Origin of the sequence: Craterilacuibacter sp. RT1T (genome assembly GCF_023502145.1) — a bacterium.
Taxonomy (GTDB): Bacteria; Pseudomonadota; Gammaproteobacteria; order Burkholderiales; family Chromobacteriaceae; genus Craterilacuibacter.
In genome coordinates, this window is sequence record NZ_JAMFLI010000007.1 from 156,718 (window position 1) to 169,312 (window position 12,595).

General features: G+C 56.6%; 12 protein-coding genes. 8 read left to right on the top strand and 4 right to left on the bottom strand.

Annotation, left to right across the window (positions count from 1 at the left end):
- The first annotated feature begins 129 nt into the window (after positions 1-129).
- Positions 130-1,533, top strand: coding sequence for an aspartate ammonia-lyase (aspA, locus tag M3P88_RS11985; RefSeq protein WP_249616247.1), 1,404 nt, complete (start codon positions 130-132; stop codon positions 1,531-1,533).
- 63 nt (positions 1,534-1,596) lie between these two features.
- The gene (locus M3P88_RS11990; RefSeq protein ID WP_249616248.1) at positions 1,597-1,971 is read left to right on the top strand and encodes a hypothetical protein; all 375 of its coding nucleotides are present in this window, start codon (positions 1,597-1,599) and stop codon (positions 1,969-1,971) included.
- Between the two features lie 66 nt (positions 1,972-2,037).
- On the opposite strand, the gene M3P88_RS11995 is transcribed toward M3P88_RS11990, so the two are convergent.
- The 3 genes from M3P88_RS11995 to ubiD all read right to left on the bottom strand — a co-directional run bounded on the left by M3P88_RS11995 (position 2,038) and on the right by ubiD (position 5,503).
- Positions 2,038-2,409: a YggL family protein gene (locus M3P88_RS11995; protein WP_249616249.1), complete on the bottom strand. Its 372-nt coding sequence runs from the start codon at positions 2,407-2,409 to the stop codon at positions 2,038-2,040.
- A gap of 105 nt (positions 2,410-2,514) precedes the next feature.
- The gene (locus M3P88_RS12000) at positions 2,515-3,918 is read right to left on the bottom strand and encodes an Ig-like domain-containing protein (RefSeq protein ID WP_249616250.1); all 1,404 of its coding nucleotides are present in this window, start codon (positions 3,916-3,918) and stop codon (positions 2,515-2,517) included.
- Between the two features lie 103 nt (positions 3,919-4,021).
- Entirely contained in the window at positions 4,022-5,503 is a 1,482-nt protein-coding gene (gene ubiD / locus M3P88_RS12005) for a 4-hydroxy-3-polyprenylbenzoate decarboxylase (RefSeq protein ID WP_249616251.1), read from the bottom strand.
- A gap of 167 nt (positions 5,504-5,670) precedes the next feature.
- On the opposite strand from ubiD, the gene M3P88_RS12010 reads away from it, so the two are divergent.
- The 6 genes from M3P88_RS12010 to M3P88_RS12035 all read left to right on the top strand — a co-directional run bounded on the left by M3P88_RS12010 (position 5,671) and on the right by M3P88_RS12035 (position 11,783).
- Positions 5,671-6,288, top strand: coding sequence for an OmpW/AlkL family protein (locus M3P88_RS12010; RefSeq protein WP_249616252.1), 618 nt, complete (start codon positions 5,671-5,673; stop codon positions 6,286-6,288).
- A gap of 366 nt (positions 6,289-6,654) precedes the next feature.
- Positions 6,655-7,740, top strand: coding sequence for an ABC transporter ATP-binding protein (locus M3P88_RS12015; protein WP_249616253.1), 1,086 nt, complete (start codon positions 6,655-6,657; stop codon positions 7,738-7,740).
- 8 nt (positions 7,741-7,748) lie between these two features.
- Entirely contained in the window at positions 7,749-8,642 is an 894-nt protein-coding gene (locus M3P88_RS12020) for an ABC transporter permease (protein ID WP_249616254.1), read from the top strand.
- Positions 8,635-9,429, top strand: coding sequence for an ABC transporter permease (locus M3P88_RS12025; RefSeq protein WP_249616255.1), 795 nt, complete (start codon positions 8,635-8,637; stop codon positions 9,427-9,429). The genes M3P88_RS12020 and M3P88_RS12025 overlap by 8 nt, the downstream gene beginning before the upstream one ends.
- 78 nt (positions 9,430-9,507) lie before the next feature.
- Positions 9,508-10,572 carry an ABC transporter substrate-binding protein gene (locus M3P88_RS12030; protein WP_249616256.1) on the top strand — a complete coding sequence of 355 codons (1,065 nt, stop codon included), beginning with the start codon at positions 9,508-9,510 and terminating at the stop codon, positions 10,570-10,572.
- A gap of 125 nt (positions 10,573-10,697) precedes the next feature.
- Positions 10,698-11,783 carry a VanZ family protein gene (locus tag M3P88_RS12035; RefSeq protein ID WP_249616257.1) on the top strand — a complete coding sequence of 362 codons (1,086 nt, stop codon included), beginning with the start codon at positions 10,698-10,700 and terminating at the stop codon, positions 11,781-11,783.
- On the opposite strand, the gene M3P88_RS12040 is transcribed toward M3P88_RS12035, so the two are convergent.
- On the bottom strand, positions 11,742-12,395 hold the full coding sequence (locus M3P88_RS12040) for a pyrimidine 5'-nucleotidase (RefSeq protein ID WP_249616258.1): 654 nt from the start codon (positions 12,393-12,395) through the stop codon (positions 11,742-11,744). The two genes, M3P88_RS12035 and M3P88_RS12040, sit on opposite strands and share 42 nt — an antisense overlap.
- Positions 12,396-12,595 lie beyond the last annotated feature (200 nt).

Here is a 12,595-nt window from a genome sequence, read left to right on the forward strand (position 1 = left end):
CTGTCCAATCCATGTGATGCAAATTTTGCATAATGCCATCGATATTCGGAATTGGTCAGGCGTACTTATGAAGTCTAGAGTCTTTCCCATTCCCGCCGCTCGCGGCTCACCCCAAGAATGAGACCTCGCATGACTACCCGCATCGAACACGATCTGATTGGCAACCGTGATATTCCCGCTCAGGCTTACTGGGGCGTGCATACCTTACGCGCGGTGGAAAATTTTCCGATTACCGGGGTGCCTATTTCGCACTATCGCGAGCTGATTCTGTCGCTGGCGCTGATCAAGCAGGCTGCTGCACAGGCCAATCACGAGATCGGTTTGCTGGATGATGCCAAGGCACAGGCGATTGTCGGGGCATGCGAGGAAATCCGCGCCGGCAAGCTGCATCAGGAGTTTGTCGTCGACTCCATTCAGGGGGGCGCCGGCACTTCGACCAATATGAATGCCAACGAGGTGATTGCCAACCGCGCCCTCGAGCTGATGGGCAAGCAAAAGGGCGAGTACCAGTATCTGCATCCGAACGAGCACGTGAATCTGTGCCAGAGCACCAACGATGCTTATCCGACTTCGTTGCGTCTGGCGACCTATATGGGCTTGCAGCAATTGGGTGCGGCGCTGGAGCGTCTCAAACTGCACTTTGCTGCCAAGGCCGAAGAGTTCAATGATGTACTGAAAATGGGGCGTACCCAGTTGCAGGATGCGGTACCGATGACACTGGGGCAGGAGTTTCAGACCTATGCGGTGATGCTGGGGGAAGACCAGCAGCGCCTGCTGGAAGCCTCGCAACTGATGCTGGAAATCAATATGGGTGCCACCGCTATCGGTACCGGTATCTGCGCCCATCCCGATTACGCGCCGCTGGTGTGCAAGCATCTGGCCAAGCTCTCCGGCTTTGCGCTGGTGACCGCGCCCAACCTGATTGAGGCCACACAGGACTGTGGTGCCTTTGTGCAAGTGTCGGGCGTGCTTAAGCGCATCGCAGTCAAGCTGTCCAAAATCTGCAACGACTTGCGCCTGCTGTCATCCGGCCCGCGTGCCGGTTTGGGCGACATCAATTTGCCCGCCCGTCAGGCTGGCTCGTCCATTATGCCGGGCAAGGTTAATCCGGTGATTCCGGAGGTGGTGAACCAGGTGGCGTTCGAAGTGATCGGCAACGATATGACCGTGACCATGGCCGCTGAAGGTGGCCAGCTGCAGCTCAATGCTTTCGAACCGGTGATTGCCTACAGCCTGTTCCGTAGCGTCGCGCATCTGATTGCCGCCTGCGACACGCTGGGGGAAAACTGCGTTAAGGACATTACCGCCAACCGCGATTTCCTTAAGCAGCAGGTGGAAAATTCCATCGGCCTGGTGACGGCGCTGTTCCCCATTATCGGCTATGCCGCAGCCACCGAAGTGGCGGGTGAGGCCTTCCATAGCGGCGGCAGTGTGTCCGAAATCGTGCTGGCGCGCGGCCTGATGACCCGCGAGCAACTGGATGAAGTGCTGCAGCCGGCCGAGTTGACCCGTCCGCGCTGGGTGAGTCTCTGATCTTGCATTTGTAATATTTCTTGGCTATAAGCTCCATTGTGCGCTGCACCATGGAGCTTATTTATGTCTGAGCCGCTGATCGCCTTGCGCATGCAACCCGCTGCGCTGCATTTTTCTTTGGGCCTGTTGCGCCTGTATCAGGTGTTCTGGCGTTCCCAATCCCTGTTTACCGCCCGTACGCTGGCGAGTCCCGCTCCGCTGGCCGACAAGTCGCATCGTCTGTTGGCACGCCAGTGTGCCGATTGCTTGTTCGTGCTGCATGATGGTGTCGGCTTGCATGGCGAGCTGGCCCAGCAATGGGTCGCCGTCGCCAGGCCGGGAGACGCATGCTGGGAGCGCGAGCTGCAGCAAACGCTGGCGCGCTTATATGGACGCTGGCAAACGGCGATGGTCAGCGCCATGCGCGCACAAATCCGCCCCCTGACGGACGGCGGATAAAACAAGGGCCCGGAAAATTCCGGGCCCTTGGTCGTGAGCGGGGCAGGCCCCGTCAGTCCATCTTGTTTACCACTCGATATTCCACAGGTCAGCCAACTCGTCGGCATCGACCGCATCGACTTCGGCGCGAGCCGACAGCCAGGCAACCAGTGCGGTGCGGGTTTCAGCGCTGACGCTGCCACGGCCAACCGGGAACACGATGCCTTCGAACTGCAGGGTTTCGGCGCCGGCAAAGTGGCCGCCAAAGCTGACGCCCTGTGCGTCCACTGCTTCCAGCCATGCATCCAGCAGCGCATCCTGTGCGCCCAGATCGGTGTCTTTTTTCAGGGTTACGATCAGCGAAAAGCCCAGTTCGGTATATTCACCTACGCGCAGTTTCTTGCGCTGGCGCGGCTTCAGGCGTTTCAGACGAGCATTGGAGTTCGGGTTGTGCAGCATGATGCCTCCTTATAAAGGCGAGATGATGCGGTGAGCCAAGTCTTTCGGCAAGAGCTGATCGCAAGAAAATACCCCGGCGTAGACCGGGGTGTGGAAGGTATTGGGTTAGCGGATAGGGTAACTCTTGCTAACCGCGATGCCACTGGGCGTGGTGATGGTGACGAGCATGCTGTCGGCCAGACCAGAGGTGCCGCAGTCAGAGCCAGTACTAATGCCATAGTTGGCCGTGAATGTGGTCGGGGTCGACTTGTTGGGGACAATGAACTCGCTGTCGCCTTGCAGGCCAACAGCACTTCCCAGTATTGCAAATTTGACCTTGCTGCCCGAGGGTACCGGGTTGCCATTGACGTCGGTCGGTGTGATGGTTAGTGAGCCGGTCCGATCCGTGCCAGCCGTACAGATCAGGTTGGCCGCGGTGGGGATTGTCGGTGCCTGCCATGGGCCGGACCAGACGATCTCGATATTCTTGCGGATATGCACCGAGGTGCGCGCACCCGAGCTGTAGTTGCGGGTGACCCCATTGAAGTTGTCGTCTTTGGCGTCGTACTGGAGGTTGGCATTCAGATCTTCGAAACGTTCGTCCAATACCTTACCTGTCGTGGCAAATTGTACTGTGGGTAGCCCGAGATTTCGCGTGCCATTCATATTGGCGTCAACGAATGCTTCCGGCAGATCATCAAATGGTTCGCCCATATCGTGCAGGCCGTTACCGTTGCTATCGGAAAAGCTCTCTTCGCCCAAGGTGTAGGCGAGAATGGTCTGCCTGCCCGCACCAACCAGCGCATTACGGTCGCCTGACGAGCTGAGCTTGACACTGCATCGGCCATTTTTGGTCTCGCATTTGGAGTCAACCTGACCAACGCCCGCCTCTGTAACGAAATAGATCGGCGTACCGTCCGGCACGAGGTTGCCGGCGCGGTCGGATGCGGAAGCCGTTAGCGTCGTTTCCTCGCCATCGCGGTTGAGGAATTCAGGATTTAAGCTAGTCGCAGCCAGCGAAAATCCATCCTGGTGCGGGTAGCCGGTCGAGATAACCAATTTCTCAGATTGAGCTTGTAGTGGTGTTCCCGGAATTTCGGCGTTGACGCGGATCGAGGTGGCCACATTGCCTGCGATCACCTGAGTGCTGGCAACACCGTTGGCGTCGGTCAGCGCTGTCTTTGTGCTGAGCATGAGGCCGCCCGCTTCGTTTTCTAGGCGGAAGTTGACCTGCTGGTTTTTGACCGGGTTACCTTGAGCGTCCTTGACCAGAAAAGTAACGGTCGAACGAGTAATCCCCCCCATGTTCAGCAATTTGATGAGCGCAGGCTGGGCATCGGCAAATTCGATAGTCGCAGGTGTTGCCGAGGGTTTGGGTGTACTGATATCGCCGCCTGCCCCGCCACCTCCACCCGGTGCGACCGTATCCGGCCCGCTTCCTCCGCCCCCTCCGCCACAAGCGGTCAGGCTTGCGGCGATCAGGGTCATGGCGAGCAGGTTTTTAGCTTGAAGCGGGTGGCGGCTGGGCATGGCGGCATTCTCATCGCATAATGTATGCTCGCGATGCTAACACTATGCAATTTAAATTGCAGTGTGGTGGCTATATTGTTGCCCTCCGCCGTTGGCAAAAAAACTACAGTCCCAACTCCCCCCACATCGCATCCACCCGCGCCTTGACCGTGTCATCCATCACGATGGGGGTACCCCATTCGCGCGTGGTCTCGCCCGGCCATTTATTGGTCGCATCCAGTCCCATCTTGCCGCCTAAGCCCGACACCGGGCTGGCAAAGTCGAGGTAGTCGATCGGGGTGTTTTCGATCAGCACTGTGTCGCGCACCGGATCCATACGGGTGGTGATGGCCCAGATCACTTCTTTCCAGTCACGGGTGTTCACATCGTCGTCCACCACCACGATGAACTTGGTGTACATGAATTGGCGCAGGAAAGACCACACACCCATCATCACGCGCTTGGCGTGGCCGGGGTACTGCTTCTTGATACTGACCACCGCCATGCGGTAGCTGCAGCCTTCGGGCGGCAGATAAAAATCGGTGATTTCCGGAAACTGCTTTTGCAGTATGGGCACAAACACTTCGTTCAGTGCCACGCCGAGAATGGCCGGCTCATCCGGCGGTTTGCCGGTATAGGTGCTGTGATAGACCGGATTCTCGCGCATGGTGATGCGGTCTATGGTCAGTACCGGAAAGCGGTCTTGCTCGTTGTAATAGCCGGTATGGTCGCCATACGGACCTTCCAGCGCGGTGTCGTCCGGGTGGATATGGCCTTCGAGCACCATCTCGGCACGCGCCGGTACCTGCAGATCGGAGCCCCGGCACTGGGTCAGCTCGGTGCGGCTGCCGCGCAGCAGCCCGGCGAACTGATATTCGGACAGGGTGTCCGGTACTGGCGTCACCGCGCCGAGTATGGTCGCCGGGTCGCAACCCAGTACCACCGCCACCGGATAGGGCTGGCCCGGATTTTGTTGGCAGAATTCGCGATAGTCGAGCGCGCCGCCCCGGTGCGCCAGCCAGCGCATGATCACGCGGTTTTTGCCTATGACCTGCTGGCGATAAATGCCTAGATTCTGGCGTTTTTTGTTCGGGCCACGGGTGACGGTCAGGCCCCAGGTCATCAGCGGTGCTACATCGCCCGGCCAGCAGTGCTGGATAGGCAGGCGCGCCAGATCCACGTCTTCGCCTTCCCATACGATTTCCTGACAGGGCGCTTTGCTGACCAGTTTGGGAGCCATGGACAGTACTTGCTTTAATAGCGGTAGCTTGTCCCATGCATCGCGCAGTCCCTTGGGTGGCTCCGGCTCTTTCAGATAGGCCAGTGTCTGGCCGATTTCGCGCAAGGCAGCAATGCCGTCGGCTCCCATGCCCTGCGCTACGCGCTCGGGCGTGCCGAACAGGTTGGCCAGTACCGGATAGTCATAGCGTTTGCCATCCTGTGTCGGTGCTTCGAATAACAGGGCAGGGCCGCCGGCCTTAAGTACGCGGTCGGCAATCTCGGTCATTTCCAGATAGGGCGAAACCGGGCGGGTGATGCGCTTGAGCTGGCCATCGGCTTCGAGTTGCGCGATGAATTCCCTTAAATCTCGATATGGCTTTTTCATATTTATGTTCTTTTCATGATCTGGCGCAAAGTTTCACTGCTTGGGCTTTGATATTTTCCTGCCTGACAGGCACGCACTGCAGCATGGTCAGGACAAAGTCTGACACAAGCCGGCGCCGCCCACGAATTTTAAGTCCAAACAAGCAAACCTGTAACAGGAGAAGAATGATGAAAAAGCTCGCACTTGCCGCTCTGATCGCCGCCATGGCTGCCCCTGCTTTCGCCGCACAAGGTGATATTCTGGCGCGTTTTCGTGTCATCAACGTGAGCCCGGATGCCACTTGGAATAACAGCGGTGCTGTTCCTGGCCTGACGGTAGATGCGAAGGACGCGTGGGCTCCTGAGCTGGACTTCACCTATATGATCACCAACAATATCGGCGCTGAGCTGATCTTGGGAACCACTCGTCACAAGGTCACATCTTCTGCTGGTGATTTGGGCAAGGTCTCGGTGTTGCCTCCAACCCTGACCCTGCAATACCACTTCACGCCGGAAGCGGCTTTCCGTCCGTACGTAGGTGCTGGTATCAACTACACTCGCTTTTACAATAATGATCTGAGAGCAGAAGCGCTTAATACTGATCTAAGTGTTGATAAAAATAGCTGGGGTGGTGCGCTGCAAGTGGGCGCCGACTATGCGATCAACAAGGACTACTTCGTCAACGTTGATGTGAAGAAAATCTGGATCAAAACAGACGTGACTGCAGATGCGCTTGGTGGTGCACATGTTGGCACCCTCAAGATCAACCCATGGGTGTTCGGTGTAGGTATCGGTACCAAGTTCTAATTTTGCTTGTTGGCAGTATGGCAAGGCGTCCTTTGGGGCGCCTTTTTGCATTTCTGCGCTCCTGAAGCAGCTTTAAGTGCTGGGTGGAATTAGGTGTAGTGGGCTATATGAAAGCAGCACACAGGCGCTTTTTGTCGTAGTGAACATGGATGACGGATCAAATACGCGGATATTTTTTGCATCAAGCTGATTTAGCAGGCATGCGATTTTTTTCAGCAAAAATAGCTACTTGGCCGGCTTTGGCCGGCAGCTTTTGTTCCTGATCAGGAAAATGCGCTGAGGTCTTGAATTTTCAGGGCAATTTGGGGTTCCCCCGGGGGGGATTTTTGCTACAATTGCGCCCTTTTTTATGGGCGGGGAAGATCCATGGCTCTCCTTGAAATCCGCAACGTTGTAAAGCAGTTCGATGACTTCACCGCTGTGAACAACGTCAGCCTGTCCGTCGAGGCAGGTGAGTTCTTTACCTTGCTGGGTCCTTCCGGTTGCGGCAAGACAACCTTGTTGCGCATGTTGGCCGGTTTCGAGCAGCCCGATTCGGGCCAGATTCTGCTCGATGGCAAGGATATGTCGCAGGTGCCGCCGGAAAAGCGTCCGGTACATACGGTATTCCAGAACTACGCCTTGTTCCCGCATATGACGGTGCGCGAGAACGTGGCTTTCCCGCTCAAGATGGCCGGCTGGGCCAAAGACAAGATTGACGCGCAAGTGGACGAACTGCTGGAGGACGTACGTCTGACCCGGTTCGGTAAGCGCTATCCGCATGAGATGTCGGGTGGTCAGCGTCAGCGTGTAGCGATTGCGCGCGCGCTGGTCGACCGTCCGCGCCTGTTGCTGCTGGACGAGCCGCTGTCTGCGCTGGATGCCAAGTTGCGTGAAGAGATGCAGCTTGAGCTGATCAATCTGCAAAAAGAAGTCGGCATCACCTTTGTCTATGTCACCCACGATCAGGGCGAGGCGCTGGCGCTGTCGCACCGTATCGCGGTGATGAGCAACGGTCAGGTCGAGCAGCTGGATATTCCGGAGAATATCTACGGCAACCCGAAAAACCGTTTTGTCGCTGACTTCATCGGTCAGTGCAATGTGCTGGAAGGCTCCGTCAAGGCAGTCGATGGCGACACCATGACGGTGGATATCAAGGGCTGCGGCGAGGTCAAGACGCTGGCAGTGCCCGGTGCGGCCGTTGGCAAAGCGGGCTGGCTGGCGCTGCGTCCGGAAAAGATCAAGCTGGATAAAGAGCTGCCGGATCTGCCGGACGAAGCCTATTTCAAGGGACGCATTCATGACTGCCTGTATCTGGGCGATGTGACGATCTACATCGTCGAGGTGGCCGAAGGCGTGCTGATCGAGACCATGCTGCCGAACAATATCCCCGGCGTGGCCAAGTTCTTTGACGATAACGACGAAGTGGAAGTCGCCTGGCGCTTTGACGCCGGGCGCTTCCTGTTCGAGTGAGGCCGGTGATGAAGCTGCAAAACCGATTGGGCAAGTATTTGCTGTCCTGGCCGCCGCTCGTCTATCTGGTGCTGTTTTTCCTGATTCCGACCTGCATCATGTTTGTCGCGGCCTTCCGCTTTCCGGGCGACTACGGCGGGCTGGCACCGATGTATTACATCGAAGAAGGCCGCATGGTGTGGGATCTGACGCTGGAGAACTTCCAGCGTATCGTGGAAGAGCCGATCTACCTCGAGCTGTTTCTCAAGTCGGCAGGCTATGCCGGGCTGACGACGCTGGTGTGCATCCTGATGGCGTATCCGCTGGCATGGCTGATTGCGCGCTCGCAGAAAAAGCACCGCGATCTGATGCTGTTGCTGGTGATCCTGCCGTTCTGGTCCAACTTCCTGATCCGCATCTATGCCTGGATGATTATCCTTGGGCCGCAGTCGGCATTTACCAAGGCGCTCAACTGGGTGTGGACCGGTATGGGCTTTGAGCCTTTGCAGCTGCTGTTTACCCCGTTCGCCGTGATTGTCGGCATGGTCTATGTGCATCTGCCGTTTATGGTGTTGCCGCTGTACGCCAATCTGGAAAAGCATGATATGTCGCTGCTGGCGGCGGCGCAGGATCTGGGGGCCAATGCCTGGCAGCGCTTCTGGAAGATTACCTGGCCGCTGTCCCTGCCCGGCATCTTTGCCGGCTCCGCGCTGGTGTTTATTCCGGCCCTAGGCATGTTTGCGATTCCGGACATTCTGGGCGGCACCGATTCGATCATGATCGGCAACCTGATCAAGCAGCAGATTCTGGATACGCGTGACTGGCCATTCGGCGCGGTGCTGTCGATCATGCTGACGGCGGGGGTATTGGGTATTGCGGCCTTGGGTTCGCTGGTAGCAAGGGGAGGGGTGAAACGTGGCTAAGAAGCAATCCGTCTGGCTGTGGGTATCGGCCATTTCGACTTACCTGTTTCTCTACCTGCCGCTGGTAATCGTCGTGGTGTTCTCGTTCAACGATTCCAAGCTGAACGCGGAATGGGTGGGCTTTACCTTCAAATGGTATGACCAGCTGTTTCACAACGACAAGATGCTGACTGCAGCCGGGCACTCGCTGATGATCGCAATTGCCGCCAGCCTGTTGTCCACCTTTTTCGGGACGCTGGCCGGGGTGGCGATGCACAAGTACAAGCTGCGCATTCTGCCGTTTCTGGTGCTGACGCCGATCGCGATTCCCGAGTTGCTGACCGGTGTCAGCCTGGTGATCTTCTTCGTGATGGTCAATCAGGTGCTGGGCATCCTCGAGCTGGGGCTATTTACCATTTTGCTGTCGCATGTGGCGTTCTGTATCGGCTTTGTCGCCATCGTGGTCAAGGCACGCATGCAGGGCATGGATGACTCGCTGGTCGAGGCGGCGCGCGATCTGGGCGCCACGCCATTTCAAGCCTTCCGTCTGGTGACGCTGCCGGTGATCCGCCCGGGCATTATTGCCGGTGCCCTGATGGCGTTTACGCTGTCCATCGATGATTTCGTGATCACCTTCTTTACCGCCGGGGCCGGTGCATCGACCCTGCCGCTGGAGATCTATTCGATGATCAAGATTGCGGTGACGCCGGAAGTCAATGCGGTATCGTCCTTGCTGATGCTGTTGACCTTGGTGCTGATCGTGATTGCCTCGCGTGTCTCGCCCAATTCTTTGCGCGCAGATAACTGAGTCAGCACAGGCCGGCGTATGTTCGCCGGCCTGTTATTTCCATTTCTCCCATTACCGCCATGGCGGCAGGAAAACCTCATGAAAAAATTGCTATTGTCGCTGGCCTTGCTGGCCTCTGTTCCGGCTTTTGCGGCGAATACCCTGCATCTGTATAACTGGAACAATTATCTGTCCGCCGATGCTGCCAAGCGTTTTGAGGCGCAGTGCAAGTGCAAGCTGGTGCAGGATTATTATGGCGACAATGAAGAGATGCTGGCCAAGATGGCTGCCGGCGCCAAGGGATACGATATTGTGGTGCCAACCGGCTATGCCGTGCAGGCGCTGGTGGGGCAGGGCAAGGCGGAGAAGTTGGACAAGAGCAAGATCGCCAATGTCAAAAACCTGAATCCGGCTTATCTGAATGCCTTCTTCGACAAGGGCAACCAGTATTCGTTGCCATATGCGCTGACCACCACCGTGCTGGGTTACAACGAGACGGCGCTGAAAAAGCTGGGCATCGCCGACAAGGCCAATAGTTGGGCGCTGATTTTCGATCCGGCCGTGCTCGCCAAGATCAAGGGCAAGGTGATTGTGCTGGATTCGCAGCGCGAGCTGGTTGCCGCTGCGCTGATGTATCTGGGCAAACCCGCCAACTCGACCAATCCGGCAGACTGGAAGGCCGCGCGCGATGTCATCCTGAAGGCCAAGCCTTACTGGGCCACTTTTAACAACCAGAGCTATATCAAGGAGCTGACCGTCGGCAATATGCTGGTGGCGATGGGCTACTCCAACGATATGGTGCAGGCGCGTGAAGATGCCAAAAAAGCCAAGCGTCCGTTTGTGGTCAGCTTTGGTTTGCAAAAAGAGGGCAATACCATGTCGGTCGACAACTTCGTGGTGCTGAAAGATGCGCCGCGCAAGGATTTGGCCTATCAGTTCATCAACTTCATGTTGGACGGCAAGAATGGTGCCGAGCTGACCAATAGCATGGGTACTGGCAGCCCGAATGCGGCATCGATGGCTTTTGTTAACAAGGACATTGCCAAGTCGCCGGCAGTTTTCCCGACCAAGGCCGATATGCCGCGCCTGCAGCAACTGCAGGATCTCAATAGCCGTCAGCGTCGCGAACTGAACCGCTTGTGGGCCGAGATCAAGCTGAAATAATCGTCAAATCGCTATTCGATTCGATGGCGAGAGTCTGTGGCAGGATTTTTTCCTGCCACAGACTTGAAGTGAGTATGCCGCCCTAGGTATGCTTGTCTGATTAACTCAATCAGGCTTTGCATGACGTGGCCAATGCCCAGCGTTCCCATGTGGCTCAGTACACGGCCCTGATCACCTTTGTGGTGATTGTCTTTTCCAGTTTCTACCCGTTTACCGGTTGGGTCTATAGTGGCCGTCCGCTGCTCGAATTCCTCAGTTATCCGCTGCCTTATTATTTCCGCCTGTTCGATAACGCGGTTAATTTCTTTGTCTACCTGCCACTAGGCTTTGCTCTGGCGCTCAGTTCGCGTTGCCGCATTGTGTCCTGGTTGCTGGCTTTGCTGCTTTCTTTGCTGGTGAGTTTCAGCGTGGAGTTCGGCCAGCAATTCCTGCCCATGCGCGTGTCGTCCAATCTGGACATGTTGTACAACATGGCCGGTGCGTTCGTCGGCGCGACGCTGGCGGTCAGTCCGCTGTTTCGCCGTCTGTGGCATCGGGTATGGCTCAAGCGCCAGCGCTATTTTCGCCATGAGAATGTAGCCGATTACGCGGTGGTGCTGATCGTAGTCTGGTTTGTGACCCAGCTTGACCCGTCAGTGCCGCTATTCGGCGTGGTGGTGCGGCCTATCGGTTTACCGCAGCCCTTTGTTTCGCCGATGGAAAACCCGATGCTGTTTTTGCTGCTGGTTGAAGCCGGCGGGGTCATGCTCAACCTCGCCGCCTTCTTGCTGTTTATTACGACATTTCTGGCTGCCCGCCGTTACGTCGCCCGTGCCATCACAATTGCGCTGGTGCTGGCGTGGTTTCTCAAGGTGCTGGCGGCTGGCACCTTGCTGAAGCCCATGGCCTTTTTCGAGTGGATCAACCAGTACGTGATGACCGGTTTGTCTGCCGGCTTCTTGCTGGTATGGCTGGTGACGCGCTTTGGACAGCAGGTGCAGGCGGTTGTGGCATTGCTGGCATTATTGGGGACACAGTTCATGGTCTTTCTCTGGCCACTGGCACGCAGCGATGCCGATATGCTGTCTCTGTTCCGCTGGCATTACGGCCATCTGGCCAATATGAACGCGTTGGTCGCTTTTCTGGCTCAGTTGTGGCCTTATGCCGCCTGCCTGGTGTTGCTGGGTTTGTTATGGCAACCGCTTTGCCGGGAAAAGCTGAAGCCGCAATAGCGCGCGCAGTGATGTGATGCGGGCATCAACATAGCAGGGGCGGCGAGGCTCGCGCGTTAACCAGACGGTTTTCATGCCCAGTGCCCGTGCCGTTTTCAGATTGGGCAAGCTGTCTTCCACCATAATGCAGTGCCTTGCTTGTAGGCCTTCCCGGGTCAGTACCTTGCGAAAAGCCGCCGGATCGGGTTTGGGGGTGAAGTCCAGTCGTTCCACACCATAGTGCGCACTAAAGTGATGCGAGATGCCCAGACGCAAGAGCAGGTCTTCTACATAGTGTTGCGGCCCGTTCGACAGCAGGATTTTGCGGCCGGGAAGTTTGGCCAGAACGGATTCAAGATAGGGTTCATGCCGCAGCATGCCGGCAAAGTGCTCGCAAGGGTGGGTCTGCTGCAGGAAATGGTGTGGATCAATGCCGTGATGTTGAACCAGGCCTTTGAGTGTGGCGCCGTATTGCAGCCAGTAACGCTGGCGCAAGCGATGCGCTTCTGCTTCATCTACGGCTAGATGCTCCATGATATAGCGGGTCATCAGCAGGTTGATATGGGGAAAGATACCGTGATCGGCATTGTGCAGGGTGTTATCCAGGTCAAAAATCCAGGTGGGTGCAGGCAAAATAATCTCCAGTTCTGATGGTTCTATTATCCCTCTGCTTATTTATGTATGGGGTAGTGAATTTTGTTTTCTTTAAAAACAAACACTTGCTGTTTTTATGGCTAGATTTGACGGTTTTGTCTGGTTTTAGCTGTTGACGCCTCCGAGCAAGGTGCGTATATTTCGCCTCCTCAGCTGACGACGCAAACGAAACAAGCGAA

What these genes read in the sequence shown, in the direction of transcription:
- M3P88_RS12010 (WP_249616252.1), top strand. Translation starts at nt 5,671, where the DNA reads ATGAAAAAGCTCGCACTTGCCGCTCTGATCGCCGCCATGGCTGCCCCT.
- M3P88_RS12020 (WP_249616254.1), top strand. Translation starts at nt 7,749, where the DNA reads ATGAAGCTGCAAAACCGATTGGGCAAGTATTTGCTGTCCTGGCCGCCG.
- M3P88_RS11995 (WP_249616249.1), bottom strand. Translation starts at nt 2,409, where the DNA reads ATGCTGCACAACCCGAACTCCAATGCTCGTCTGAAACGCCTGAAGCCG.
- M3P88_RS12015 (WP_249616253.1), top strand. Translation starts at nt 6,655, where the DNA reads ATGGCTCTCCTTGAAATCCGCAACGTTGTAAAGCAGTTCGATGACTTC.
- M3P88_RS12030 (WP_249616256.1), top strand. Translation starts at nt 9,508, where the DNA reads ATGAAAAAATTGCTATTGTCGCTGGCCTTGCTGGCCTCTGTTCCGGCT.
- M3P88_RS12000 (WP_249616250.1), bottom strand. Translation starts at nt 3,918, where the DNA reads ATGCCCAGCCGCCACCCGCTTCAAGCTAAAAACCTGCTCGCCATGACC.
- ubiD (WP_249616251.1), bottom strand. Translation starts at nt 5,503, where the DNA reads ATGAAAAAGCCATATCGAGATTTAAGGGAATTCATCGCGCAACTCGAA.
- M3P88_RS11990 (WP_249616248.1), top strand. Translation starts at nt 1,597, where the DNA reads ATGTCTGAGCCGCTGATCGCCTTGCGCATGCAACCCGCTGCGCTGCAT.
- aspA (WP_249616247.1), top strand. Translation starts at nt 130, where the DNA reads ATGACTACCCGCATCGAACACGATCTGATTGGCAACCGTGATATTCCC.